Annotated in this window: 25 protein-coding genes and 1 pseudogene; 4 read left to right on the top strand and 22 right to left on the bottom strand. The window is 29.9% G+C overall.

The window, feature by feature from the left end:
* Positions 1-11 precede the first annotated feature (11 nt).
* Entirely contained in the window at positions 12-2,015 is a 2,004-nt protein-coding gene (locus L1S46_RS04165; protein ID WP_238899282.1) for a YgiQ family radical SAM protein, read from the top strand.
* A gap of 174 nt (positions 2,016-2,189) precedes the next feature.
* Here L1S46_RS04165 and L1S46_RS04160 read toward each other — a convergent pair whose 3' ends face one another.
* Positions 2,190-2,855, bottom strand: a complete 666-nt coding sequence (locus tag L1S46_RS04160) for a hypothetical protein (protein ID WP_011967922.1) — start codon at positions 2,853-2,855, stop codon at positions 2,190-2,192.
* Between the two features lie 51 nt (positions 2,856-2,906).
* On the bottom strand, positions 2,907-3,785 hold the full coding sequence (locus tag L1S46_RS04155; RefSeq protein WP_011967921.1) for a YegS/Rv2252/BmrU family lipid kinase: 879 nt from the start codon (positions 3,783-3,785) through the stop codon (positions 2,907-2,909).
* 297 nt (positions 3,786-4,082) lie between these two features.
* On the opposite strand from L1S46_RS04155, the gene pssA reads away from it, so the two are divergent.
* Positions 4,083-4,610: a CDP-diacylglycerol--serine O-phosphatidyltransferase gene (pssA, locus tag L1S46_RS04150; protein ID WP_011967920.1), complete on the top strand. Its 528-nt coding sequence runs from the start codon at positions 4,083-4,085 to the stop codon at positions 4,608-4,610.
* A gap of 68 nt (positions 4,611-4,678) precedes the next feature.
* On the opposite strand, the gene L1S46_RS04145 is transcribed toward pssA, so the two are convergent.
* The 14 genes from L1S46_RS04145 to L1S46_RS04080 all read right to left on the bottom strand — a co-directional run bounded on the left by L1S46_RS04145 (position 4,679) and on the right by L1S46_RS04080 (position 17,767).
* Positions 4,679-5,023 carry a hypothetical protein gene (locus L1S46_RS04145; protein ID WP_011967919.1) on the bottom strand — a complete coding sequence of 115 codons (345 nt, stop codon included), beginning with the start codon at positions 5,021-5,023 and terminating at the stop codon, positions 4,679-4,681.
* Positions 5,024-5,108: 85 nt separating this feature from the next.
* Positions 5,109-5,465 (bottom strand): hypothetical protein, encoded by a 357-nt coding sequence (locus L1S46_RS04140; RefSeq protein ID WP_023973678.1) that lies wholly within the window; start codon positions 5,463-5,465, stop codon positions 5,109-5,111.
* An 11-nt stretch (positions 5,466-5,476) separates the two neighbouring features.
* Positions 5,477-6,019, bottom strand: coding sequence for a rubrerythrin family protein (locus L1S46_RS04135; RefSeq protein WP_011967917.1), 543 nt, complete (start codon positions 6,017-6,019; stop codon positions 5,477-5,479).
* Between the two features lie 150 nt (positions 6,020-6,169).
* Complete coding sequence (locus L1S46_RS04130; RefSeq protein WP_011967916.1) at positions 6,170-7,540, bottom strand: SpoVR family protein; 1,371 nt, start codon at positions 7,538-7,540, stop codon at positions 6,170-6,172.
* A gap of 4 nt (positions 7,541-7,544) precedes the next feature.
* Positions 7,545-8,717, bottom strand: a complete 1,173-nt coding sequence (gene yhbH / locus L1S46_RS04125) for a sporulation protein YhbH (protein ID WP_011967915.1) — start codon at positions 8,715-8,717, stop codon at positions 7,545-7,547.
* Positions 8,718-8,725: 8 nt separating this feature from the next.
* A complete protein-coding gene (locus L1S46_RS04120) occupies positions 8,726-10,648 on the bottom strand; it encodes a PrkA family serine protein kinase (protein ID WP_238899417.1) in 1,923 nt (640 codons plus the stop codon).
* Positions 10,649-11,108: 460 nt separating this feature from the next.
* On the bottom strand, positions 11,109-11,246 hold the full coding sequence (locus tag L1S46_RS04115) for a CPC_1213 family protein (RefSeq protein ID WP_011967913.1): 138 nt from the start codon (positions 11,244-11,246) through the stop codon (positions 11,109-11,111).
* Positions 11,247-11,328: 82 nt separating this feature from the next.
* Complete coding sequence (locus tag L1S46_RS04110) at positions 11,329-11,754, bottom strand: UDP-N-acetylglucosamine pyrophosphorylase (protein WP_238899281.1); 426 nt, start codon at positions 11,752-11,754, stop codon at positions 11,329-11,331.
* Positions 11,755-11,908: 154 nt separating this feature from the next.
* Positions 11,909-12,055 carry a hypothetical protein gene (locus L1S46_RS04105; protein WP_011967911.1) on the bottom strand — a complete coding sequence of 49 codons (147 nt, stop codon included), beginning with the start codon at positions 12,053-12,055 and terminating at the stop codon, positions 11,909-11,911.
* Between the two features lie 114 nt (positions 12,056-12,169).
* Positions 12,170-13,210 (bottom strand): NADPH dehydrogenase NamA, encoded by a 1,041-nt coding sequence (gene namA, locus L1S46_RS04100; RefSeq protein WP_238899280.1) that lies wholly within the window; start codon positions 13,208-13,210, stop codon positions 12,170-12,172.
* 117 nt (positions 13,211-13,327) lie between these two features.
* On the bottom strand, positions 13,328-14,074 hold the full coding sequence (larB, locus tag L1S46_RS04095) for a nickel pincer cofactor biosynthesis protein LarB (RefSeq protein ID WP_011967909.1): 747 nt from the start codon (positions 14,072-14,074) through the stop codon (positions 13,328-13,330).
* A 68-nt stretch (positions 14,075-14,142) separates the two neighbouring features.
* Positions 14,143-14,967 carry an ATP-dependent sacrificial sulfur transferase LarE gene (larE, locus tag L1S46_RS04090; RefSeq protein WP_238899279.1) on the bottom strand — a complete coding sequence of 275 codons (825 nt, stop codon included), beginning with the start codon at positions 14,965-14,967 and terminating at the stop codon, positions 14,143-14,145.
* Between the two features lie 55 nt (positions 14,968-15,022).
* Positions 15,023-16,429, bottom strand: a complete 1,407-nt coding sequence (gene larC, locus L1S46_RS04085; protein WP_238899278.1) for a nickel pincer cofactor biosynthesis protein LarC — start codon at positions 16,427-16,429, stop codon at positions 15,023-15,025.
* 180 nt (positions 16,430-16,609) lie between these two features.
* A complete protein-coding gene (locus L1S46_RS04080) occupies positions 16,610-17,767 on the bottom strand; it encodes an aldo/keto reductase (RefSeq protein ID WP_238899277.1) in 1,158 nt (385 codons plus the stop codon).
* Positions 17,768-18,072: 305 nt separating this feature from the next.
* On the opposite strand from L1S46_RS04080, the gene L1S46_RS04075 reads away from it, so the two are divergent.
* Positions 18,073-18,441, top strand: a complete 369-nt coding sequence (locus tag L1S46_RS04075; protein ID WP_065416017.1) for a MerR family transcriptional regulator — start codon at positions 18,073-18,075, stop codon at positions 18,439-18,441.
* 225 nt (positions 18,442-18,666) lie between these two features.
* Here the strand turns inward: L1S46_RS04075 and L1S46_RS04070 are convergent, their stop codons facing one another.
* Positions 18,667-19,425 carry a LytTR family DNA-binding domain-containing protein gene (locus L1S46_RS04070; protein ID WP_238899276.1) on the bottom strand — a complete coding sequence of 253 codons (759 nt, stop codon included), beginning with the start codon at positions 19,423-19,425 and terminating at the stop codon, positions 18,667-18,669.
* Between the two features lie 27 nt (positions 19,426-19,452).
* Entirely contained in the window at positions 19,453-20,646 is a 1,194-nt protein-coding gene (locus L1S46_RS04065; protein ID WP_238899275.1) for a LytS/YhcK type 5TM receptor domain-containing protein, read from the bottom strand.
* Positions 20,647-20,865: 219 nt separating this feature from the next.
* Here L1S46_RS04065 and L1S46_RS04060 point away from each other — a divergent pair, with 219 nt between their 5' ends.
* Positions 20,866-22,662: a carbon starvation protein A gene (locus L1S46_RS04060; protein WP_238899274.1), complete on the top strand. Its 1,797-nt coding sequence runs from the start codon at positions 20,866-20,868 to the stop codon at positions 22,660-22,662.
* Between the two features lie 99 nt (positions 22,663-22,761).
* Here the strand turns inward: L1S46_RS04060 and L1S46_RS04055 are convergent, their stop codons facing one another.
* The 4 genes and pseudogenes from L1S46_RS04055 to L1S46_RS04040 all read right to left on the bottom strand — a co-directional run.
* Positions 22,762-23,442: a peptidylprolyl isomerase gene (locus tag L1S46_RS04055; protein ID WP_238899273.1), complete on the bottom strand. Its 681-nt coding sequence runs from the start codon at positions 23,440-23,442 to the stop codon at positions 22,762-22,764.
* Between the two features lie 173 nt (positions 23,443-23,615).
* Positions 23,616-24,449 carry a deoxyribonuclease IV gene (locus L1S46_RS04050; RefSeq protein ID WP_238899272.1) on the bottom strand — a complete coding sequence of 278 codons (834 nt, stop codon included), beginning with the start codon at positions 24,447-24,449 and terminating at the stop codon, positions 23,616-23,618.
* A gap of 392 nt (positions 24,450-24,841) precedes the next feature.
* The gene (locus L1S46_RS04045; RefSeq protein ID WP_236888026.1) at positions 24,842-25,507 is read right to left on the bottom strand and encodes a ribulose-phosphate 3-epimerase; all 666 of its coding nucleotides are present in this window, start codon (positions 25,505-25,507) and stop codon (positions 24,842-24,844) included.
* Positions 25,508-25,565: 58 nt separating this feature from the next.
* Positions 25,566-26,201, bottom strand: a pseudogene (locus tag L1S46_RS04040) (phosphomannomutase/phosphoglucomutase); the annotation flags it as partial.

Here is a 26,201-nt window from a genome sequence, read left to right as displayed (position 1 = left end):
GTTAATATTATATGAAGCTTTGTAAAGAATTCTTACCTATTAGTAAAGAAGACTTGAAAAAAAGAAAAATTGACCAATTAGATTTTATTATTGTTTCTGGCGATGCTTATGTAGATCACCCTTCTTTTGGTACTGCTATTATAGGCAGAACTCTTGAAGCACAAGGTTTTAATGTTGGTATTATAGCTCAACCTAATTGGAATAGTTCTGAGGATTTCAAAAAATTAGGTAAGCCTAAATATGGTTTCCTAGTTAATTCAGGGAATATAGATTCTATGGTTAATCACTATACAGCCGCAAAGAAAACAAGACGTGAAGACTTATATTCTCCTGGAGGAGAGGCTGGCCACAGACCAGATAGATCAATAATTGTTTACTGCAACAGAATACGTGAAGCTTATAAAGATGCAGCTATTGCAATCGGAGGAATAGAGGCAAGTCTTAGACGTTTTGCTCACTATGACTACTGGGATAACAAAGTTAGAAGAAGTATCCTTGTAGATTCTAAAGCTGATTTATTGATGTACGGCATGGGCGAAAAAACCGTTGTTCAAATTGCAGAGTTATTAAGATATGGAGCAAATATTAAAAATATAACAAGTGTTCGTGGGACTTGTTATTTGACTAAAGATATATCTAATATTAAAAATACAGTTATAGTCCCTTCATTTGACGAAGTATCTACGGATAAAGAAGCTTATGGTGAAGCTTATAAATTAGAATACTACGAACAAGATTCTATAAACGGTAGAACTATAATTCAACAATACGGTGATAGATATTTAGTTCAGAATCCACCTCAAGAAAACTTAACTCAAGAAGAAATGGATATGACATATGATTTACCTTACACAAGAACCTATCACCCTATATATGAAGAAAAGGGCGGCATACCTGCAATACAAGAAGTTAAATTTTCTATAACAAGCCATAGAGGCTGTTTCGGCTCATGTTCATTTTGTGCGCTAACATTTCATCAAGGAAGAGTAATTCAGAATAGAGGGCAAGAGTCAATAATTGACGAAGCAAAGCTTTTAACGACTTTACCTGACTTCAAAGGATATATTCATGATATTGGAGGTCCTACTGCAAATTTTAGACATAGAGCTTGTAAGAAACAAATAGAACACGGTACTTGCAAAAATAAACAATGTATGTTCCCTAGCCCATGTAAAAACTTGATAATAGATCATACTGAGTATCTTTCTCTATTAAAGAAAGTTAGAAAACTTCCTGGAATAAAAAAGGTATTTATACGTTCTGGTCTAAGATATGATTATTTAATACATGATAAAAATGATGCATTTTTTAAAGAATTATGTGAGCATCATATTAGTGGTCAGTTAAAGGTTGCTCCAGAACATGTAGTTCCAAAAGTATTGAATCAGATGGGTAAACCAACAAGAGAAGTCTATGATAAATTTGTTAATAAGTATTTTCAAATTAATAAGCAAATAGATAAAAAGCAATTTTTAGTGCCTTATTTAATGTCATCTCATCCAGGTTCTGATCTTAATGCAGCAATAGATTTAGCATTATACATTAAAGAGATGGGATATACACCTGAACAAGTGCAAGATTTTTATCCAACACCAGGAAGCTTATCAACAACAATGTATTATACTGGATTCAACCCAATTACCGGAGAAAAAGTTTATATTCCAAAAACACCTGAAGAGAAAGAAATGCAAAGAGCTCTAATACAGTTTGCTGTTCCTAAAAATTATCAAAAAGTAAAGAAAGCTCTACTTAAAGCTCACAGAGAAGACCTAATTGGCAATAGTAAAAACAGTTTAATAGGCTTTGCTCCTGGAAAACTAGGCTATCAAGGTAAGCATAAATCAAACGATGGTCCTAGGAATAACTCAAATAAAAATTCAAATGTTAGTAGTAAAATATCTAATGAAAAAAATTCTATGAGTAATAATAAGAAGAATTCAACTAATAGCAATAAAAAACACTCAAATAAACATTCATCTGATAATTATTCAAATAGAAGAAAAAGAACCATATAAAAGAAAGGATACTTAGTTGCTTGATATTGCAACTAAGTATCCTTTCTGTCTATTAACCGTTAGCACATATTACTCTTATTCAAAAAAATCCTCTACACACTTATAACAACTTATCTTAGTATTTTACCTGCTGTTTACATACTCTAAAGCGCAAATTCGTACTCAATTCGTTTCCTAGGAACGATAATTGTTCTTTGGCAATATTTTAAAGCCCTTTAATACTAAATTTATAATTATAAGAAATAACATATCCCCAATTACCGAATAAGGGAAGATTTTAATTCCACCTAAAATAATAATATCTTCTATCATTACTATTAATATTGCTATAATTAATAACCATATTCCTTTTTTATTTGCATATGGTCTATCCAATAAAATTACATTAAGTATCAGTAATGCACCAAGTAGTATTAGCGAAAACAAAAATAAAATAGTTTCCTTATCTATCTGCAAGATAAATCCATATAAATAATTTACCTGAACTGTCAACTTTGAAGTTTGCATTATTACAGCATAAATAATACATACTGTTGCTGCAATAACATATGTTCCACCAAAATTTAACTTCTCAGATCTTAAATAAACATAGCTTACAGCTAGCACTATAAGAGGCACTGATAAATGATTCAAAAATATTATCGGTTTTAAATAATATATTATTGTACTATTCTTGAGTATGCACAATAAAAATAATGCTATATGCCTTAATAAAAATAATGTAATTACTAATGCCAAATATATTTTTATTTTCTTTGGTGAAACCTCTAAATTCTTTCTTATAAGTGAAATTGACAAAAAAATTATAAGTAACAAAAATAAATAATATGCAAAATTCACAAATTACGCTCCATTCCATATTCCTGTTACTTATATTTATTACTGTCTATCTTATTTTATACCTAAAAGTTTAATTCCACCTTTAATACATTGAACCCTCAATGGAAAATCAGGCCCTCTTTCTCCATCAATATCTGTAACAATATCTTCTGGAGATTCTATATATAAATCATCTGTTTTGAAATAAACAACTTTATCCGAATCTAAATGCTCGCCCTTCAAAAGCTTTATAAAAAGTGGTATTAGCTCTATTATTTGTATAGCCTTAAATATTATTACGTCTAGCTTTCCGTCTGTAACTTCTGCTTCTGTGGCTAAGTTAAAGTTTCCAGCAGTTTTACCATTAAAAACCAAAAGTAAATACATTTCTCCGTCATAATCACACTCTTTAGATGATAACTTTATCTTTAACTTTCTAAAGTTAGGTAATTCTTCAAGACCTTTTAGATAATAGGCTAACTTTCCTATTGTATTCTTTAAATTTACATCAGTTTTTTGAGATACATCAGTGAAAAGTCCTGAGCTTGCTACATTTATAAAATACTTCTCATTTATTTTTCCAACGTCAACAGCTACTGGCTTTGAGCTTAATATTTGCTTACATGCTTCTTCTATATCATTTGGCATATTAATAAACTTTCCAAAGTCATTTGCAGTTCCAACTGGTAATATACCTATAGGTATATTTATGTTTTTATTTTTCATAGCATTTACTAAAGAATCCACTGTTCCATCTCCACCAGCTATTAAAATATAGCTATAAGTTTCATCTATTATATCTAATGCCTCTGCTAAATCTTTACCTTTTTGAATTCTATATGGCACTACTATTAATCCTACTTCTTGGTGTAGTTTTATAATATTGTCTAATTCGCTTATTATACTATTTTCTCCTGAGTATGGGTTGTATATGAATCTAACCTTTTTCATAAATTAACCTACCTCCAATAAATTTTCTTAAATTATTATTTATATACATAAAAAATAGCCTTAAAATAATTCTTATATACAAGATTATAATTAGCTCTAAATACATATATTAAATTCCTATAAATATTTACATATAATACCTTTGTCATAGAGTTTATTATATCATTTTACTTACTTAATGTCGATACTAGATAATCTTAATAAAAACTTAAAGTTAATTTTGCACCTTATATTATTTTCATTTATGTGCTATAATAACTCTTTGTAAGTATTTTTTATAATTTTAGGAGTGATTTTATGAGGAAAAGTTGTATTCCTAATGTATTTACCTTTATTAATTTATCTTGTGGAATTATATCTATATTATCAGTAATGAATGAAAAGTATGCAATATCAGGTGCATTTATTTTATTAGCAGGATTGGTAGATAGATATGATGGAAGAATAGCTCGTTTTTTAAACGTTTCTAGTGAATTAGGTAAAGAATTAGATTCTTTAGCAGATTTGGTTTCATTTGGAGTAGCACCATCTATATTAGTATATATATTATTTAATCTTGAATCTTTTGGCCCTAAAGGATTATTTGGATTTATAGTTTTATTACTATTTCCAATTTGTGGTGCCTATAGATTAGCTAGATTTAATACTACTGATTTTGACGGTGCTTTTACTGGTATACCAATAACAATAGCAGGTTGCTTTATGGCATTCTTTTCATTAATTATATTTAATTTTAATATTACACCATCGATTTATCTTGTTGTTCTTTTGATGATCCTTGGTTCATACTTAATGGTAAGTAAAATTAAATTAAAGAAATTTTAATTATAATTCATAATAAAAAACTCTATCCTAAAATTTCAAGATAGAGTTTTTTTGTTTAGTTTTCATCATTATTCTTCTCTTTCTGAGTTTTGAAAATTTAATTCATTATCTATTTCAGTAAATATCTTATCTTTCTCTGTACTTACTGTAATGTATTCATTTTTAATCTTGCAATACTTTAGATAAGAACCTTCACATCGTTCTAAAGTGCTTATCAACTTATCTATTAATTCACCTACATTTTCAACTCTCTCTAGTGCTTTCTTAACTTCACTTTTCTCTGCTAAATTTACACCATATAGTTCTGATGCTCCAGCAATTAATAGTCTATAAACATCCACATAATTCTTTAATAATACACTTAAATTATCGATATCTTCATATTGTTTTTTAGCTAAATCATTAAATCTCATAATTAATCCTTTATAAAAAATTAATACTATCTAAATAAAATATTTGTAGTTAATCCCTAATAAGTGACTAACTACAAATAATACATTACATTCTTAATGTTTCACCATCAGCATATTCATTATCTATATCGTTAAATATATTGTTAGAGCTATAATGTTCTTCTTCACTTTCAACTATATCATCAAACTTATATTTTTCATGGCAAGGTTTTTGAAGCAAATCTTCATCTAAATCTAAAAACATCATTCCTTTGTTTGAAATATCTTCATCATGGTACGTGCTCATCTGAAACATTTTATTTTCTTGTGGCTTTTCACTAGGAGTCATACTTTCATCAATCTGAAAATACTTAAACTCCAAACTTCTGTTAATAGGCTTCTCTTTCAAACCCTCTACATAAACCACAGGAACCACAAATTCTTCAGGATATTCATAAATCATATGTTTTCCCCCTACTTACAATCCTCATTACATAATCTTCTAAAATATGCTCTTGGATATCTACATAATGGGCATTTCATAGGTGCTTCCTTACCTTCGTATATATAACCACAATTTAGACATATCCATTCTTCTTCTCTATCTGATTTAAACATCTTACCTTCTTTGAGTTTTTTAGCTAAATCTAAAAATCTCTCCTTATGATGTTCTTCAACTTCTTGAAGTTCTTTATAAAAATCTGCAATGTCGTCAAAACCTTCTTCTCTAGCAATTTCCTCAAATTCTTTATAAATTACTTTACTTTCTTCAGATTCACTAAGTGCAGATTCTATCAAATTATTTTTTGTATTATTAATCCTATCTAAATATCTTCTAAACACTTCTCTTGCATGAGCTTTTTCATTACCTGCAGTTGCTTCAAATACCTCTGCAACATAGAGGAAACCATCATCCCTAGCTTTCTCAGCATAAAAAGTATATTTATTTCTAGCTCTAGACTCTCCTGCAAATGTTTTAAATAAATTTCTTTCAGTTTGACTACCTTTTAAGTTCATCTTTGTCTCCCAAAATATTACTTTCTCTCATATATAAACTATTCATTTTTATACTTTTGGTTACCTCATAAGTTAACTCATAATGATGAAACATGCTTATTGGCTTAAATCATAAAATATTGTTTATTACTTTTTTATAATTCCGATCTTTTAGGATACAATTATCTTCTTTTCCTGATTACAAGTTAAGATCACTTCTTGCTTATCGCTTGATTTAGTAATTAGCCTAACATCATGCCCCCATAATTCTTGAACGTACTTCAACGTTTCTTTTGCATAAGAAAGCTCAAGTGGTCTTCCGTCAAAAACATTTTCTAGGGTTAATGTATAATTCTTCTTATTCAAATCAACAACTCTAATATATGGTATATTCCCCATACCAGCAGTATAACTTAAAGTATCTCTAATAGTTTTCCAGCCAGTTTCATCTGAAATTTCTTCGATGACAACATCAAAAGTTCTTTGATTATATTGAAATAAATTTAATTCTTCGCACAATTCTTTAGTTAAATAACGTCGTAAAAATGAAGAATCTCTTTCAATTTCTCTTACTTCAAATATTTTTTCCTTTCCGTATCTCTTTTCAATATCTTCAAATACTTTGAAGCCAACATAATAAGGATTTAACCCGCCTATAGCAGGAGCTATTACATCATTATGCCTTTTCAAGAACTCTAAATGTAGTTCTTGTGGCAATTCTAATTGTTTTAGAATATTATAGTGTGTATAGCTTGCCCATCCTTCATTCATAATTTTAGTTTCAATTTGAGGAATAAAATATTCTGTTTCTCTCTTAACAATTCTTAATATTGTTTTCTGCCATTCTTGTAACTGACCATAATTTATTATAAATCCCATGAGATCATCAACAGGTTCCAATGGAATCTTATCTAAATCTGGTAAACTGATTTCTTCATAAGGATCTAAAATATCTCTATTTTCTTTTTTATTTTCATAATCTTTTAAAATATTTTCTTTAATCTCATTGTTAGTCAGTTCCTTAACTCCAACAGTTCTTTTAGATTGATACCTTATCGCATGACCTGCATCTAGTATTCTTTCAACTTCCGAGTATCCAATACTTGGATCGTCAATATAATTTCTTATTATTTTGGCATCTAAATTAAACATTTCTAAAGTATATTTAGCATTAGTTCCTTCTTTAAATAATCTGTTATTTCTGAAGAAGTCATTATGCCCATATACATGGGCCATTGTTAATATCTGTAACAATAACGTATTATCCTTCATTAAATATGCTAAACAAGGATCTGAATTAATAACCATTTCATAAGGAAGGCCAGTAAGATTTAAAGAATAAAGTGTTTTACTTTTCTCATAAGATTTACCAAAACTCCAATGTGGATATCTTGAAGGCATTCCAACATAAGCTTCATATCCAATCATCTCATTAAAGCCTATAATTTCAAATTCTTGAGGATAACATTCTAGCCCATATTCCCTAACCTTTTTCTCTATTTTCTCATTCCACTTTTCAATATCATTAAAGCTATATTCCAATTTCTTATTCCTCCTTTAACTCCTTCCTAAGCATAATCTTAAGTGCATCCCATAAGTCCTTCTTTTCTTTTATAATTACAGGAACAAATTTTTCATTAGTGATCTCTTTTTTGAACTTATGATACATTGTAGTGGTATATGTGGATGGTAAAAGTTCTGCATAGCCGAACATATTGCTAACCTCACATATATCTTTTACCGCTGCAACTGCTTTTTCATTATCTTCAGACCAGTTATCTCCATCACTTGCGTATATGCTATATATATTCCATGCTGCCGGAGGATACTTCTCTTCAATCACCTTTAATGCCTCATTAATGCCACTAGATATATAAGTACCACCAGATTCAGACTTATGGAAGAATTCGAATTCATCTACTCTCTTTGCAACTGTAGTATGATATATAAATTCAAATGCTATATTGTTATATTTTCTTTTTAGAAAAGTTGCCAACACGAAAAAATAAGATCTTGCTAAATATTTTTTAGTCACATCCATAGAACCAGAAGCATCCATGATAAATAGCATTACTGCATTGCTATCTTTTTTAGGTTTTAATTTAACCCTATAGTACCTAAGATCCTCCTCTCTAAAAGGAAATCTTTCTAACTCTTCGTCACTTTCTAATTCCTTTAAAGCTCTCTTCTTTCCCTGTTTTCTTGCTATCTTTGACATAACTGTTTTCTTTTTTGCAAGTCTTGGTCTTATTCCATGAGTTTGATATCCTCTCTTCTTGCCGCTAGTTTCAGTAACTATTTCTGAATACTTTTTTTGATCCAAATTAGGTAGATTAAGATCTTCAGATATATAGTCCATTAGCTCCTCGAGAGTGATTTCTGTTTCATATATATCATCACCCTCTTCATTTCCAGCTCCCTGGTTTCCTTTAGCTAATTTCTTATTTCCATTTCCTAATTTTTCTCCCCTTTTTTCGTTACCTACTCCACTGGCCACTCCCTTAGAGTTCTTTCCATAGACGAATTGATATTCCTTAATTCCTTTAATTGGTATCTTAAATTTTTTGTTTTTACTCTCTCCAACTATACTCTCTTCTGATAATATATCTCCCAAATTTTCTTTTATTGATTTTTCTACAAGTTGCCTATGCCTTCTTCTATCTTCTATGGATCTGTCGTGATCAATTTGATTGTTAGTGTAATCTCTAAATATTGCCATAAGCTAATCTAATCCCTCCATAAGTTATTAGCTGCATATTTTAAGATTACGTCACAACAATGAAGACAATATCCGTTTCTTTTCATTTCTTCAACCATAGAATCATATTTCTCTGCTTGTTCCTTATCCCTAACCTTTGATTTAGTTATGATTCTTGATAAATCTTTAACTGAAGCTGTTAATTTCTTTTCTATTGCTTCCTTCAAAGGCTCATAAGAAGTATAATCTAATTTTCCGCCTTTCCTAACTATATAGAACATATATGAAGTCACATCTGATCTAAAGCCTTTAGCCGATGCGGCATATACACCTATTTGCTCTTCTATGCTTCTCATAAATTCTTCATCTGGATTAAGTTCTTCACCAGTTGAAACATCTTTTATCTTAGTCTTATTTACATATGCCTCAGCATTATCTATATAATTGTTAAATAAACTCTCAGCTTGTTCTCTAAATGAGTGAATAAATGCCTTTGTAATTTCTCTTTCAAGAATTTTATTATATTCTTTTCTTATATTATCCTGAATAAAGCCTAAATACTTCTTTTTATCATCTGCTGCAATATCTAGTTCTCTAACAGATTTTATTATACTTTCCATTATACTAAGTGGATTTATGCAATCATATCCTGACTCAGCAAGTGCATTATCTATTGCTTTTATGATAAATCTTGTACTTATTCCCTTCATGCCCTCATATTGACCGGCTTCTTCTCTAAGTTCTCCAATATCGATCTTCTTTGTAGTTCCTTTTTCAACAATCTCTTCTCCATTGTAAATCTTAAGTTTTGTCACCGCGTCTACTTTAGCTGAAGGTGTTAACCTTGAAAGTATTGCAAACATCGCTGCGATTTCAATAGTATGTGGCGCTATATGCGCTTTAAAATTGCTCTTCTTTATTATTTTTTCATATATCTTAACTTCTTCATCTAGTTCTAAGCAATATGGAACTTCAACTTTTACAATTCTATCTAAAATTGCTTCATTTGTATGATCTGATTTAAATTTATTCCATTCTGCCTCATTTGAGTGAGCAACTATAACTCCATCAAAGTAAATCATTGAACCCTTACCTGGAGATGGTACTGATTTTTCTTGGGTTGCAGTAATTATTGTATGAAGATATTCAACATCATTCTTAAATACCTCTATAAATTCTACTAGTCCACGGTTACCGACATTAAATGCTCCATTTAGAGAAAAAATTCTTGGATCATCTTCAGAGTACATATCCATCTTAGAAATATCAATTGATCCTGTTAGTATTGATGTATCTTGATTATTGGGATCAACAGGTGGAACTACTCCAATTCCTTTTCTTGATCTAATAGAAAATCCTGTTCTTTCAACCGGAAAATCTTCATAAACTCCCTTAAGTTCATTAACAAGTTTATACCTGCATACTGGGCATAAATCTCCTTCAATTTGTACTCCTAGCATTTCCTCAAATTTTGGTCTTAAATGCTTTGGAATTAAATGAAGAGGTTCTTCATGCATTGGGCATCCCTTTAATGAATAAACTGGTTCACAACTTTCTAAGGCTGATTTTAAACTTTCCACTATTGAAGATTTGCCTGCTCCTACTGGACCAACAAGATATAATACTTGCCTTGATTCTTCACCTTTCATGGCTGCTGATTTAAAATAACTTGCAAGTTTCATTATAACTTTATCAATTCCGTAAAAATCATTTTTAAAAAAGCCATATTTTCTTATTAGATCATTTCCATAAATTTTTCTTACTCGAGGGTTTTCTTCACCTTTTAACTCCTCTACGCCTTTGCTCATAATCATCTCATAGATTCTTTTATGAGCAAGGTTAACAATTTCTGGATTTTCCTTAACAATATCTAAATATTCTAGGAAACTTCCTTCAAACTTTTGGGTGTTAGACTTTTCTCTATCTGTTTCTATAAATTCTTTAAAGTTCATACTCATAAACACTCCTCCTCCTTTATAACTAAAATATATTCAATTAAACAAAGACATTATGACTACTTTTTTCAAATACTTACTGTTTAATTCCTATTAAATAAAAACCTAAACAATAACCATACAAATTTATCACTTAGTGAGTGTTATTTCATAACTTTATTAAATAACATCCATATAATAATTTTGTTTTTCACTATAGCCTGTCTAATATATAGATATTTTGATATTTCTAATTAATAACTAATTATTAAATAAATTAATAATATTTCAAATTTATACCTTAAAACATTAAATTCTTTTGCACTAAAAAAGGAATATTTTAAGTTTTTTATACTCAAAATATTCCTTCTTTAACTATTAAATTGTTTGGTCTATTATACAATTCACATTTCAGAAATCACTATGAAATATAATTATATAATATTTACAATCGTGCCTATGTTTAATATCTCTGCTATTAGTCAAAAGTTCTTGGAGTAAATTCAGAATCTTTCGCTTTTGGCTCGCCAAAAACTGCTTTTACGCTTTCTGCCTGTGGATTATGATTTAAAGTCTTATGTTTGCTTGTATGTTTTCTTTTCATACTGTTGTCCATTTATATCACTCTCCTCTTCCTATTGACTCTTTAATAGTATGTGTATTTCGGACTGTTTTATGCTGGCTAATGTTGTATATATTTAGTTTTCTATAAGTTCTTTTATATCATCAACTGACGCACCTATTGTAAATATTATATTTTCATCAATTCTTAATTTACTTTCATTTTCGTTAATTTTTATTTTGTTAACAGTTAAGTTATTTGGACGCAATTCTTTGTATCTAGTACTTGATATATCTATATCAAACTTTTTATCTTTAGCACCTGTAATTTTTATTACAGATCCATGCTCATTACCATCATGCTCTACACTTATATCTATAATGTTGTCTTTTCCATTGCAGCCACAGTTTGAATCATTTGGATACTTTAAAATATTAGCATTGCCAGTTATTGTAGCCCATCCACCACTTAATGCTAATTTCACTAATATGTTCAAATCATATTTATCCTCTATTTTCTTTAAAAGTTTTCCTAATTCAAATATTGTTAAATCTAGTTTCATTTGCTAATCTCCTTTGCTTATGTAATATATCATCTATTATAATTGCTTTTATAAAAAATTAATAATTTAATTTTCCTCTATCTATATACTTGTTAATATAAAATATAAAGGATATATCAAACAGATAAAAACATTTTGATATATCCTCTTTATATTATAGGTGATCCTTTTCTTTATGTGGAGGCGCACCTATCTTTTTTCCATCAATAATGCCTAAATCCGCATTATTTTTAGGATCTATTTTTCTACGTTCCGCATTAGATTTAGGTCTATCTTTTATTCTGTTTTTATTATTATCCATATGTATCACCTCATTATTATGGTGTACATTTAAATTCATTTTATACTGCTGGCTTTAAAATTAAAATTTATTCAAATAATTATTAATAAATTTAACTATTGCCAATTAATATGGTTATCTATTATTTCTGAACTTACCTCTTTCATATTGCTCAGGCCATTTTACCTCACCATCTAATTTTGAGTCAGCTTCAAGCGGCCAGTATGGTTTTCTTAAAAGAATTCTTCCTAAGAAAATCATATCTGCTCTATCATTTTGAATTATTTCCTCTGCCATATAAGGCGATATAATAAGTCCTCCAGCTATTACAGGAAGTCCTGTATTTTCTTTTATTATCTCTGCAAATTTTATCTGATATCCTTCATATACCTTAATTGGAACAGGAGTTGGTGCAACGCCACCTGAGCTTACATTAATTATATCAATACCTTCTTCTTTAACCAAATTTATTATTTTAGCCAAATCCTCTGGATGATTTCCTTCATTTAAATAATCTTCAGCACTTATCCTAAGTATTATTGGTTTTTCCTTGGTCCACACTTCTCTAACCGCTTTTACTACTTCTTTTAGGAATCGCGCTCTATTTTCTAAATTTCCTCCATACTCATCAGTTCTTTTGTTGGTAAGAGGAGATAAAAATTGATTTATTAAGTATCCGTGAGCACCATGGATTTCTATAATATCATATCCTATTTCAATACACCTTTTAGCGGCACTTTTAAAGGCATTTATTACTTCATTTATATCTTCTTTACTCATTTCCTTTGGAACTTTATATTCACTACTAAATGCTTCAGCACTAGGTCCTATAATCTCAAGATTCTTTATTTCACACTTTCTACCTGCATGACCAAGTTGAATTCCCATAACCGCACCTAAGCTTTTACATGTATCAACTATCTTCTTTAAACCCTCTATTTGTGAATCATTCCATATTCCTAAATCTTTATCACTTATTCTTCCTCTACTTTCAACTCCAGTTGCTTCTTGGATTATAAGTCCTACTCCGCCTAAAGCTCTTGTAGCATAATGTATTTTATGCCACTCAGTGGCTATTCCATCTTCCTTAGCTGTATACATACACATAGGTGCCATAACGATTCTATTTTTAAATTCCAAATTTTTGAGTTTAAAATTTGAAAAAAGTTTTGACATATAGTTCCTCCTCCCTTTTGTTTTTATATTTATAATGTTAATTATATTCTTTCCTAACTAAACAATTGGATACTGAATTTTAAATATTAATTAACCATATAAAATCATTGTAAAAAACTACAGCTTATTAATAATACTAGCATTATATGCCGCCCCGAAGCCATTATCTATATTAACTACGCTAACACCGCTAGCACAACTATTCAGCATAGATAATAAAGCTGCAATTCCTCCGAAATTAGCACCATATCCAACACTTGTTGGCACTGCTATTACTGGCTTATCTACAAGTCCTCCTACAACGCTCGCTAATGCACCTTCCATACCTGCAATTACTATAACGACTTTTGCCCCCCTAATGACATCCAGTTTTGAAAAAAGTCTGTGTATCCCTGCAACTCCAACATCAGTTATTTTTTCAACTCTATTGCCTAATATACTCGCTGTTTCAAATGCTTCTTCTACAACAGGTAAATCTGAAGTCCCTGCTGCAACAATTGCTATATAATTCTCCGTAAGAGGTTGTTCATTTTTCCTAATAGTTATTGTTCTACCAAGTTTATTATATTTTGCTTCTTCACATATTTCTTTGACTGCATTATACATTTCCTCATTGGCTCTAGTTCCTAATATATTATTATTTTTTGTAATCATAAATTTTACAATATCTCTAACCTGCTCTACAGTCTTACCTTCGCAGTATATTACTTCCGGATAGCCAACCCTAATTTCTCTATGATTATCTATTTTAGCAAAACCTAAATCTTTAAAAGGTAGATCTTCCAATTTTTCAAGTGCCTCATCTACATTCAACTTGTTATTTTTAACACTTTCTAATAATTCTTTAATTTCTTCTTTGTTCATTAGCTTTATCCTCCTGAGATCTTATACACTACCTTATTACACCATTTTAATTTATCTCTAAAATATTACTATTTATTTTGATTATCTTCTTTTTTTACTATAGTTTCATTAAAACTTCCTACTCTATAACCTTGCAAATCTAATGTTACATATTTAAATCCACATTCTTTTATTTTTTCAGCAATAGTATCTAAAAGTTCTTCATTAAATAGTTTACTTCTATCATTCCTGCTTACTTCAACTCTCGCTAAATCACCATGACATCGTACTCTAACAGCTCTAAAACCTATACTCATCATATACTTTTCTGCATTTTCAATCTTTTCAAAATCTTCTACCTTAAGCTCATTGCCATAAGGTATCCTTGTCAAAAGGCAAGCATAAGGTGGCTTATCCCAAGTGTTAAGTCCCAATTCTTTAGAGAATGCTCTTATTTCTGCTTTAGTTAATTTACAATCTAATAGCGGACTTCTTACTTCTAGTTCTTTTAACGCTTTAAGACCTGGCCTATAATCACTTATGTCATCAAAATTTGTCCCATCAATTACACAATTATAACCTTGTTCTTTTGCTACATTTAATATCATAGTGAATACAGCTGTTTTACAAAGATAACATCTATCCTCTGGATTAAATTTAATTGAATCAATAATTGGAGCCTCAATAATTTCATGTTGAACTCCCAATTCCCTTACCAATTCTCTAGCCTCTGCTATTTCCCACTTAGGAATGTAAGGTGATAAAATCGTTACTGCCTTTACATTTTCTCCAAGAGCTTCTTTAGCTACTCTAAGTAAGAATGTGCTATCTACTCCCCCTGAGAATGCTAAAACTACTTTTCCTAATCCTTTAAGGTATTTCACTAGTTCACTATATTTATCATTATTAATCATCTATCTCTTCCGCCTCTCACCAATGCATTTTTATTTTCTTAATTTGATTGTAGAATTATTCATTATAGATATTAGAAGTTTGCTTATAAACTTCCCTATACACCTTTTCCATAGTTATGTTATTCTCTTTTGCAATCTTCTTACATTCCTCATATTCCGGCTTATATTTAACTAAGTTACCTTTATAATATGATTTCTTGATTGTTACTTCTCCATACTGAGTTTCTACCTTTGAAAACTCTCTATTTAACATTATTTTTTCAACTTTATATTTTCTTACGCCTATAGAGGTCGTCTCTTCAAAAACTATGTCCAAAATATCTTTTTCTATTTTTTCACTAATTAATACACTTAACTTTATTCCTGGTCTTCCTTTTTTCATGAATATAGAAGTTTTAAAAACATCTAATGCTCCTGCATCAAAAAGCTTTTCTTCAATATACCCATAAAATTCCGGGTTCATATCATCTATATTAGTTTCTAATATATACTGTTCTTCTATCTTCTCTAAACTATTGTCTTCTCCTAAGTAAACTCTCAAAACATTAGGTATATCTAGATCTCTGTGTCCAATTCCATATCCAATTTTCTTTATAGAGAAATCTATTTTTGAAGTAAATTCTTGAACATTTTCAGCTAGTATCGCAGCTCCTGTAGGCGTAGTTGTTTCAAATTGAACCACCCCAACATTTATTGGAATGCCTTTTAATATTTCTACGGTCGCAGGTGCTGGAACTGGCATGAGACCATGAGCACATTTTACGAATCCGCCACCAACTTGAACATGAGATGCCATAATCTTATCAACTTTTAAATAATCTAAACAAATAGCAGCTCCTACTATATCAACAATTGAATCAATGGCGCCTACTTCATGAAAGTGTACTTCATATAATGTTTTGCCATGTACCTTTGCTTCTGCTTCTGCTACTCTCATAAACATATTTAAACTTAAATTCTTAACTTTTTCACTTAAGTCACTAGAATTTATTATATTCTCTATATCTTTTAAGTTTCTATGATGATGCTCGTGATTTCCTGAATGGCTATGAACATGAGCTTGTTCGTGATTATGTGAACAATCATGTTCATGGCTATGTGGATGATTGTGTTCATGATTATGTGAAGCATCTTCACCATGAGAATGATTATGATGATCGTGCTCTTGATCATGTACGTGAGAGTGACTGTGATCTTCTATAATATCAGTACTGCAATTCTTAAAATCTTTATATCCTATGTTATCTGAATCATTTACTTCATCTTTTAATATAACATCTACTCTTGTTCCTGTTATTCCAAGTTTCTCAGAACTGTTAATTTGTATATCATATTCAGAATTTAAATTAAGCTTTGAAATTTCTTTAAATAAATATTCTTTAGGAACTCCTAAGTTCAACATCGCTGCCAGATTCATATCTCCACTTATACCGCAAAAACAATCGTAATATAATATTCTCATTTAGCTCACTCCTTAACTCATTTGTATGATTTTAATAAATTTATTTTTGTCTATATAATGTTATATCTTCTTAATTATCGAAAAAATACTCTTTTGGATATATACATTTTTTCTTCTTTTGGAATGTAATCATCTTTTTCAACTGTCTAGAAACTATTTTGTGAATTGTAATATTTTACTTTATGCAAATATTGTTTTAACATTTTTTAATTCTTGACGAATCTTAATTGCTTGAGGACAATGGCTTTCACACTTACCGCATTCAACACATTTATCTGCTCTTTCTGATGGTGCTACTCCATTATATCTTTCCTTAAGTTCTTTTTCTGTTGCTGGAGTAGCGAATATATTATACTCATTATATAATGTAAAATTCTTAGGAATATTTACGCCTGCTGGACATGGCATGCAATACTCGCAAGCTGTACAATTAACTTTTATTCTTTCTTTAAATGCTTTTTTGACATTATCCATTATTTCTAGCTCTTTTTCTGTTAGTGAATTTGGTAAAGCTTCACCTGCCACTCTAATATTTTCAGTAACATTATCCATTACATTCATACCGCTTAGTACTACAGATACCTCTGGATGATTCCATACCCATCTTAGTGCCCATTCAGCTGGAGATCTCTTAATTTCCGCTTTATCAAATGTATCAGTAACTACATCCGGAAGATTTCTAACTATTTTTCCACCTCTAAGCGGCTCCATGATAACAACTCCAAGACCTCTATCTGCTGCATATTTTAAGCCTTCAGTTCCGGCTTGGAAGTCTTCATCTAAATAGTTATATTGAATTTGACAGAATGACCAATCATAATAATCCACTATCTCTTTAAAAACTTCTAACTTATCATGAAATGAAAATCCTGCATATCTTATTCTTCCATCTTTAATTGCTGAGTTTAAAAATTCATCTATTCCTAACTTCTTTAAATTTTCCCAGGAACCTTTATTTAAAGCATGAACTAAATAGAAATCTATTCTATCTGTTTGCAATCGCTCTAATTGTTCATTTAAATATTTATCCATATCCTCTCTAGTCTTAATTGCCCAACTAGGAAGTTTTGTAGCTAAATTCACCTTTTCTCTATATCCGTCTTTTAAGGCTCTACCTACAAATGGTTCACTTTCCCCTCCATTTCCCATTCCTGTTCCATGATAAGGGTATGCAGTATCAATATAATTAACTCCTTCATCAATTGCGTAACGAATCATTTTTGTAGCTTTTTCTTCGTCAATTTTAGTAGTATCTCCATCAATAATAGGTAACCTCATACAACCAAATCCTAGAACTGAAACCTTTTCATTTGTCTTTCCAAACCCTCTATATAACAAAGTAATTCCTCCTCAAAATAGATAATTTATATGATAAATTGTTCTATATATATTTTACATCTTATAGTTAACTCTAAGTCAACATATTTTGGAAAAATAAACTGTAAAATGAACATGTAAGTTTGTTATTTCAGCACTAAAGTCATTGTTCTAAACTTAAAAAGTAATTTTTTATTTATAATACCATATTCATCATTTATAACTTTTATATTAAATAATTTTTTGATGCAATTTTACAAATGCTTACTCTTAGAGTATACTCTAAGTTATAAAATAAATCATGCAGTTTAAAGGAGGGTAATACTATGGGATACAGTATTGCTGAAGTTGCTGAAAAAACACATTTAAGTCCACACACTCTTAGATATTATGAAAAAGAAGGTTTACTTCCATTTGTGGATCGCAGTGAGTCAGGCAACAGGGATTTTAAAGAAAAAGATTTAGAATGGCTTGAACTTATTTGTTGTTTAAAAAATACAGGTATGCCTATAAAGCAAATCAAAGAATATATTCAGTTATGCCTTAAAGGTGATAATACTATTGATGTTCGTAGAGAAATATTTATAAAACACCGTGAAGAAGTTATTAGCCAAATAGCTGAATTACAAAGAAATCTTGATAAAATTAATTACAAAATTAATTTTTATAATTGCGCCTGCAAAAAGACTGTATAACTGAGATAATACAGAACTTTATATAATAATTACTCCAAATAAAGGATACTCATTGTTAATCTTGGTAAGATTAACAATGAGTATCCTTTATTTAGACTTTTTCATAAATTACAAATGAATAAATTAATATTCTGTTCAATAAATTTATCTAATTCTTTAATTTAAAAACTCAATTTTAATTGATATTCTTCTAAAATTTATATACTTCTAAAGCTAGTGCTAGTACTATAGTCCTAAAATAATCTTTATTTCCTTAACATGAGATCTGCTCACCGGTATTTCATTATTTTCATCATCATCAATAATTAACTTATAAGTACCGTTAAACCAAGGGTAAACTTCTTTAACTTTTTCAAGATTTACTACGTAACTCCTGTGGCATCTAAAGAAATTTGTTTTCTCCGTTAGCTCTTGTAAAGTTTTTGTTGTACAATAAATATCTTTATTAGTCTTAACATAATTCCTCTCTCCCTCTGAATAAAAGAAGGAAATTTTGTTAACATCGATAAGAATTATTTTTCCATTGTTCTCACACGGGATTTTCTTCAATGCTTGTTTATTTTCAAGCTTACTTAATATATTGATTATTTCATTTTCATTTCTATTACTAATTGTATTTAACGCACAATTTAATGATTCCGCTATTCTCTTTTCATCATATGGCTTTAGTATATAATCATAGATTTTAAGTTCAAAAGCCTTTATTGCATAAGTATCATATGCCGTTAAAAAAATTAGAATTATATCCGGAAATATCTCTTTTACCTCTTCTGCCAATTTTATTCCGTTTTTTCCCGGAATATTAATATCAATAAAAGCAATATCTGGCTCCTCGCTTTCAATTAAAGTTAATGCACTTATTCCATCATATGCTTGCCCTACAACTTTAAATCTGCCGTCCTTAGATATTATATATTTTAATTCATCGCTGGATATTGCTTCATCCTCAACTATTGCTACTTTTATCTCATCTAGTAATTTCAATTTAATTCCCCCCATTAATTATAATAATTATTTTGGAATGTTAAAATTAACACTACTTCCATTATTTGAACTTACTATATTTAAAGAGTAACTTTCTCCATATAATAATCTAAGTCTATTGTTGATATTTTTAAGGCCAAGTCCGGTTGATAAAGATTCATCTGCATTTTCAAAACCTACCCCATTATCACTAATTTCAATACTAACGTCATTTTCATCATTTCTAATAGAAATTGTTACTATACCACCATTAATTTTTTTCAGTATTCCGTGCTTAATTGAATTTTCCACAATTGGCTGAAGTACAAGTATTGGGAATTTTATATCTAGTAAATTATCATCTATTAAAAATTTCACTTCTAGTCTATTTGAGAATCTAGCTTGTTCAATTGCTACATAAGCCTTTATCAAAGCCAATTCTTTTTTTAATGTAGAAAAATCTCCTTCTATTTCTAGCGTAGCTCTAAAATAATTTGAAAGATTTAATATAAGTTCCCTTGCCTTTTCTCCATCAGTTCTACAATATGCACTTATCACATTAAGGGAATTAAATAAAAAATGAGGCTCTATTTGTGCTTTTAAAGCCTTTAATTCTGCTACTTTATTTTCTTCTTTTAATTTTATAAGTTTTACTTCACCATCAACCAATTTTTTTGAGCTTTCAATTACCATAACTATTAAAAATACACCAATAGAATTTATAAGTATCATAGATAATGCTATTGTTTTCTCAAGATCTATTGCTGAATTTATATCTTTAGAAAACATTAATATAATTATCATTTGAGTAATTTCTGCTACTACTGCAGCTACCCCTGCAACAGCTGGGTTTAGCCCCTTTTTCTTAAATAATATTCTAAATCCTCCACCTATTGCACCTTCTACAATTGTTGATAATCCGCAAGCTAGCGCCGTAAATCCTCCAAACGAATACCTATGCAATCCACTTATAAATCCAACTATAATTCCAATAACAGGTCCCCCTAAATATCCTGCAACTATTGCTCCAACTGGTCTGCTATTTGCTAATGATTGATCTTTTATATATATTCCAAAATAAGTTCCTAAAATAGCAAGGAGTGAAAATATCAGAATCATCATTATGTTATCTTTTCTATCAAACTTGTCCTTAACGAAACACTTCATAATATTAGTCTGTAATATTACATATATAAATATTGTTATAAGTGCCATTCTCTCTAGCATATTCACCATCAACATACTATCACCTCCCTTTCACCTCTATATACATAAATTATACTACTATGTAATAAAATCTCAATTTTTACTTCCTTTATATGAAAACTTACTGCAAACCGCCTCAATATTTTGTTAATTCATCCACTAAATATAGCATTTCACATACAAAATATGGTCACTATTTATTTATAATGTTAGATTATATATGTAAGAAAACATTTACACAAAGGGGATGTAGATATGAATTCTATTGTTTTAGTTATCATTGGTGCTTTAATTCTAATACTATCATACAGATTCTACGGTGCTTTCATTGCTGCAAAGGTATTGGTTTTAGATGAATCTAAAAAAGTTCCTTCCGAGATATACAATGATGGCAAGGATTATGTTCCAACAAATAAGTGGGTTCTGCTAGGTCACCACTTTGCAGCTATTGCAGGAGCTGGTCCTCTTATTGGACCAGTTCTAGCAGCTCAATTTGGTTATCTTCCTGGTGCTCTCTGGATATTGATTGGTTCCGTTGCTGCGGGTGCAGTTCATGACATGATAATGCTTTTCTCATCAGTTAGGTTTAATGGTGAGTCCATAGCAGAAATTGCAAAGCATACATTAGGAAAAAGAATTGGCTTTATTACTTCCATTTCAGTTATCTTCATATTAATAATTACAATGGCGGGTCTTGGCTTGCCAGTCGTTAACTCACTTTATAATAGCCCTTGGGGTACATTTACAGTTGGAGCTACTATTCCAATCGCAATTTTTATAGGAATTTATTTAAAATACATTAGACCTGGTAAAATAGGTGAGGCTACTATAATAGGTATGGCTTTAATAATGCTTGCGGTCATCTTTGGGCCACAAATTGAAGGTACAACTCTTGGTAATTTTTTGACTCTTGATACTAAACAACTATCTGTAATATTAGTAATCTATGGATTCTGTGCTGCGGCTTTACCTGTATGGCTATTATTATTACCTCGTGATTATCTAAGTACTTATATGAAACTTGGAGTTATTGGTGCTTTAGTTATCGGTATAATAATAGTCAGACCAAATTTAGAAATGCCTGCACTAACTCAATACGTTCATGGTGGTGGTCCAGTTGTTAGCGGTAAAGTATTTCCGTTTTTATTCATAACAATAGCCTGTGGTGCGCTATCTGGGTTCCATTCACTTATTAGCACTGGAACTACTCCAAAACTAATAAAGAGCGAAAAAGATATTCTTCCAATAGGTTATGGTTCTATGTTACTTGAGGCTTTTGTCTCCCTAATGGCATTGATTGCAGCTACCTCATTACCTACAGCTGACTATTTTGCCATAAACTCTTTGCCAGAAGTTTTTGATAAATTAAATTTGGTCCCAAGAGATTTAGGAATGCTCGAATCACTTGTTGGTGAGAAACTTGCTGGAAGGCCTGGTGGATCTGTGTCTCTAGCCGTTGGTATGACATATGTATTCCAAAAGCTACCTGGTGCATCAACCTTAATGTCTTATTGGTATCATTTCTGTATAATGTTTGAAGCATTATTTATTTTAACAACTATAGATTCAGGAACAAGAATAGGAAGATATTTATTACAAGATCTTTTTGGCAAAATGTACAAACCACTTGCTAGAAAAGATTCTAAATTTAATCTAGTATTTTTCAGTGCATTAATGTCACTTAGCTGGGGAGCCTTACTTTATAGTGGTAACATTTCAACTATTTGGCCTCTATTTGGAGTCGCCAATCAAACTCTTGCCGCAATTGCTTTTGCAATCGGAACTTCTGTACTTATAGAGATGGGCAAGAAGAAATATACCCCTATAACAATATTACCTATGATATTTATCGCTATAACGACTTCAACAGCTTCTATTGAAAATATCTTTAATAACTATATTCCAAATGGTAAGACTACATTAACCGTGTTATCAGTTATAATACTTGCTATGTTAATTATAATCCTATATGAATGTATTAAATCTTGGAAAAATAATTGGAATAAGCATCCCAATGATAAAATAAACTCCATTACTCAAGCTATCCAATAAATGCCTGATAAAATTTTAGTGGAGACTTATATGATTGATATTAGTCATATAAGTCTCCACTAAATCATTTATTCTTAGATTCTAAGCTACATTTTAAATTTACTTTTTATTCGGTTCTTTGTATTCAACACCTTTTGTATCAACAGTTATTGATGTAATTACAACATCCTTTTTAGGTGCATCAGCAGAATTAGTTTCTACATTTTGAATTTTATCTACTATATCTAACCCTGATATTACTTTTCCAAAAGCAGCATATTCTCCATCAAGATTTGGTGCATCTCCTGACATTATAAAAAATTGGCTTCCTGCACTGTTAGGGTCTTGTGCTCTTGCCATAGATAATACTCCTTTTGTATGCTTTAAACTGTTTGCAAAACCATTAGAAGTAAATTCCCCTTCAATTGAATAATCTGGCCCACCGGTTCCATTTCCTTTAGGATCTCCTCCTTGGATCATAAACCCTTTAATTACTCTATGGAATTTTAAATTGTTATAAAAGCCTTTATTGGCTAAATATATAAAATTATTAACAGTATTTGGAGCAATCTCTGGATATAATTCAGCTTGAATTTCTCCGAATCCTTCTACTTTTATAGTAGCTATTGGCAGGTCCTTACTATTTCCTGATGGAGTTGCCTCATTGCTTTCACTTGTTTTAGAGGAATTATCTGCTTCCCCTTTTCCATTGCTAGCATTTTTATTTCCGCAACCTACCAATAAAAATATTCCCATTATAATTGTTATAAAAACAAAACTTTTCTTCTTCGTAATCCTCATAACTTTTTCCACCTTTTATGTATATTTTGACAGCTTAAGTATATCATAATTCTCTATATTACTTAATATTTATTATAGAAGTAATATTGCTATATTATTATTTTTTATTCATGATGCAATTTGATTAGTAAAATTACGCCATACGCAGTCTATAATTTTATCACTAAATATTTTTAATTTTGGTATATACTCTTTAATAATTTTATTTCCCTTGCATATCCGTCAAGCTCATTTGGTGTCTCAAGGAAAAATGGTAAATTGCGTAACATTGGATGATTAATAATATTCTTAATTCCCTCTAATCCAATAGAACCTTCTCCTATTTTTTGATGCCTGTCTTTATGACTTCCAAATGGATTCATACTATCATTTAAATGTATTGCACATAATTTATCTAACCCAATTATCTTATCAAATTGTTCCACTACTTTATCTAAATTATTAACAATATCATACCCTGCATCATGGACATGACATGTATCAAGACAAACACCTACCTTGTGTGATAATTCTACATTATTTAAAATCTCTTTCAATTCATCAAATGTACGTCCAATTTCGGTTCCCTTTCCTGCCATTGTTTCAAGCAATACAGTAGTTGTTTGTTCCGGTTTAAGCACTGCGTTTAGCATATCTGAAATATATTTAATTCCAATCTCTACGCCTTGCTTAACATGACTTCCTGGATGAAAATTATAAAGATTATTAGGAATATACTCCATCCTCTCTAAATCATCCTTCATTACCTGTACCGCAAACTTTCTTGTGTTCTCATCTGCAGAGCAAGCATTTAATGTATATGGTGCATGACCTAATATTTTAGAGAAATTATTTTCTTCTGCTAACTTTAAAAATTCTTTTATATCTGTTTCATCTATAGTCTTTGCTTTACTCCCTCTTGGATTTCTAGTAAAAAATTGAAATGTATTTCCGCCTATGCTAATAGCCTCTTCTCCCATATTCTTGAATCCTTTTGAAGCCGATAAATGGCAACCTATCTTTAACATTGTATTTCCTCCCCGTATCTTATGTAATGCAATATATCTTCATAATATTATTTTAATTACTACATGTACTTTTGCCTATATAATATTTTTATATTCCTTCAAATTTAGATATTATAATCTCTCTTTAATATAAATTTTTCTCTTTACACCCCGTAAATATATATTACACTCAATTTTCTAAATTACAATCTTATTTTAACGCTTAGCTTACTATAGGCCTAATTGTAAATTTATTATAGCAACATATATAAATATCTTTATGAAAAAAAGACTGCTACAAAAATTTCTCTGTAGCAGTTTTAATAAAAATTTAAAATTGTGAAAGCATGATTATACTATTTAATATTCTTGTATGTGATTATTGGTTTATACTTAAATACTGGCGAAAATTATTATTTAATTTCTTTTATTTCATTTATCTTAGATTTATAATCCTCTATTTTATTGTTAAATAATGCAGATGTACCTAAAACATAAACATCTATTTGTTTATGTTTTAATTCCTTAACTGTCTCTTTATTTATGCATCCATCAACTTCTATTAATGGTCTATTACTAAGTGTTGATAAATATTTATTTAATTCATCTAACTTATCAAGAACTTTATAATTAAACTTTTGTCCTGAAAAACCAGGATTAACAGTCATAACAAGAATCATATCTATATCCTGTAAATATGGTTTTACGCTTTCTAATGACGTTTCTGGACTTATAGCAATTGATGCTTTTATTCCTTTTGATTTAATCTTCTTTATATCTATTTCTACATCTTTACTTGCTTCAATATGAAATGATATATATTCTGGATTTAGATAGCTATACATATCTATATATTTCAGTGTGTCTACAGTTGCCAAGTGTATGTCTAGAGGAATATTGGTAACACTTTTTATTTGTTCCAATACATAAGGTCCCATAGCTAAATTGTTAACAAAAACTCCATCCATTACATCGCAATGTAATAAATCAACCTTTGCATCTTCTAATTTTTTTAGTTCACTATGAAGTTCTAATTGATTCGCGCACATTATTGAGGCTGCTATCTTCAATACAATCACTCCAATCAAAAATCATTTAAGGCATATAAAAGAAAATAACAAGTCCAAAATGCCCTTATTATTTTTTTAATTGTACTTCAAATATATTGCTAAAGTTATCTAAGTTCAAATCTTCATATTTTCTTAAAAATGGCATTAATCTTTCTAATATTATGTTAATAGAGTTTTCCGAATCCGATTCTATATTTAGTGGCAGTACAGGCTCGTGCAGCGATAATCTTAACAATAGCCAGCCATCTCCATTTTCTTTATCGCAATTTATCTTTATCCCTTCATAATTTTTAGGTTCAATGGTCCATCCATTCACATGATCTGCATATTTCTTCAAGCCTTCTATTATCATTTCTCCATATGATTTAAAATCTTCCCTCTTTATGTTTATTCTCATATCCATACTTTCCTTAGGATATTTCAAATTTTCTATAAGGCTTGATATTTCTTTTCCTTCATCTTTTAACTTGGCCATCTTAATTAGTATTTTGGCTATTAAATATGCCCCATCATCTAAAAAGTAATTTTCTTTTAAAGCTGCGTGTCCTGATGTTTCTATTGCTAAGCAGCTTAACTTTCCTTCTTTATTTAACCTTTTAGATTCATTTATTACATTCTTATATCCTCTTTTAAATCTATGATGGATACCACCTAAACTAGTTATAAAATCTGAAAGTCCAGTAGAGGTTACTGAATCTGTAAC

It is taken from the genome of Clostridium sp. YIM B02500, assembly GCF_022324665.1.
In the GTDB taxonomy this organism is placed as follows: Bacteria; Bacillota; Clostridia; order Clostridiales; family Clostridiaceae; genus Clostridium; species Clostridium beijerinckii.
The sequence above is the reverse complement of the archived record's forward strand: the minus strand, read 5'-3'. Positions and strand labels throughout refer to the sequence as shown.

What these genes read in the sequence shown, in the direction of transcription:
- L1S46_RS04165 (WP_238899282.1), top strand. Translation starts at nt 12, where the DNA reads ATGAAGCTTTGTAAAGAATTCTTACCTATTAGTAAAGAAGACTTGAAA.
- L1S46_RS04155 (WP_011967921.1), bottom strand. Translation starts at nt 3,785, where the DNA reads ATGAAAAAGGTTAGATTCATATACAACCCATACTCAGGAGAAAATAGT.
- pssA (WP_011967920.1), top strand. Translation starts at nt 4,083, where the DNA reads ATGAGGAAAAGTTGTATTCCTAATGTATTTACCTTTATTAATTTATCT.
- L1S46_RS04145 (WP_011967919.1), bottom strand. Translation starts at nt 5,023, where the DNA reads ATGAGATTTAATGATTTAGCTAAAAAACAATATGAAGATATCGATAAT.
- L1S46_RS04140 (WP_023973678.1), bottom strand. Translation starts at nt 5,465, where the DNA reads ATGATTTATGAATATCCTGAAGAATTTGTGGTTCCTGTGGTTTATGTA.
- L1S46_RS04135 (WP_011967917.1), bottom strand. Translation starts at nt 6,019, where the DNA reads ATGAACTTAAAAGGTAGTCAAACTGAAAGAAATTTATTTAAAACATTT.
- yhbH (WP_011967915.1), bottom strand. Translation starts at nt 8,717, where the DNA reads ATGGCAATATTTAGAGATTACACTAACAATCAAATTGATCACGACAGA.
- L1S46_RS04120 (WP_238899417.1), bottom strand. Translation starts at nt 10,648, where the DNA reads ATGAACTTTAAAGAATTTATAGAAACAGATAGAGAAAAGTCTAACACC.
- L1S46_RS04115 (WP_011967913.1), bottom strand. Translation starts at nt 11,246, where the DNA reads ATGGACAACAGTATGAAAAGAAAACATACAAGCAAACATAAGACTTTA.
- L1S46_RS04110 (WP_238899281.1), bottom strand. Translation starts at nt 11,754, where the DNA reads ATGAAACTAGATTTAACAATATTTGAATTAGGAAAACTTTTAAAGAAA.
- L1S46_RS04105 (WP_011967911.1), bottom strand. Translation starts at nt 12,055, where the DNA reads ATGGATAATAATAAAAACAGAATAAAAGATAGACCTAAATCTAATGCG.
- namA (WP_238899280.1), bottom strand. Translation starts at nt 13,210, where the DNA reads ATGTCAAAACTTTTTTCAAATTTTAAACTCAAAAATTTGGAATTTAAA.
- larB (WP_011967909.1), bottom strand. Translation starts at nt 14,074, where the DNA reads ATGAACAAAGAAGAAATTAAAGAATTATTAGAAAGTGTTAAAAATAAC.
- larE (WP_238899279.1), bottom strand. Translation starts at nt 14,967, where the DNA reads ATGATTAATAATGATAAATATAGTGAACTAGTGAAATACCTTAAAGGA.
- larC (WP_238899278.1), bottom strand. Translation starts at nt 16,429, where the DNA reads ATGAGAATATTATATTACGATTGTTTTTGCGGTATAAGTGGAGATATG.
- L1S46_RS04075 (WP_065416017.1), top strand. Translation starts at nt 18,073, where the DNA reads ATGGGATACAGTATTGCTGAAGTTGCTGAAAAAACACATTTAAGTCCA.
- L1S46_RS04065 (WP_238899275.1), bottom strand. Translation starts at nt 20,646, where the DNA reads ATGTTGATGGTGAATATGCTAGAGAGAATGGCACTTATAACAATATTT.
- L1S46_RS04060 (WP_238899274.1), top strand. Translation starts at nt 20,866, where the DNA reads ATGAATTCTATTGTTTTAGTTATCATTGGTGCTTTAATTCTAATACTA.
- L1S46_RS04055 (WP_238899273.1), bottom strand. Translation starts at nt 23,442, where the DNA reads ATGAGGATTACGAAGAAGAAAAGTTTTGTTTTTATAACAATTATAATG.
- L1S46_RS04050 (WP_238899272.1), bottom strand. Translation starts at nt 24,449, where the DNA reads ATGTTAAAGATAGGTTGCCATTTATCGGCTTCAAAAGGATTCAAGAAT.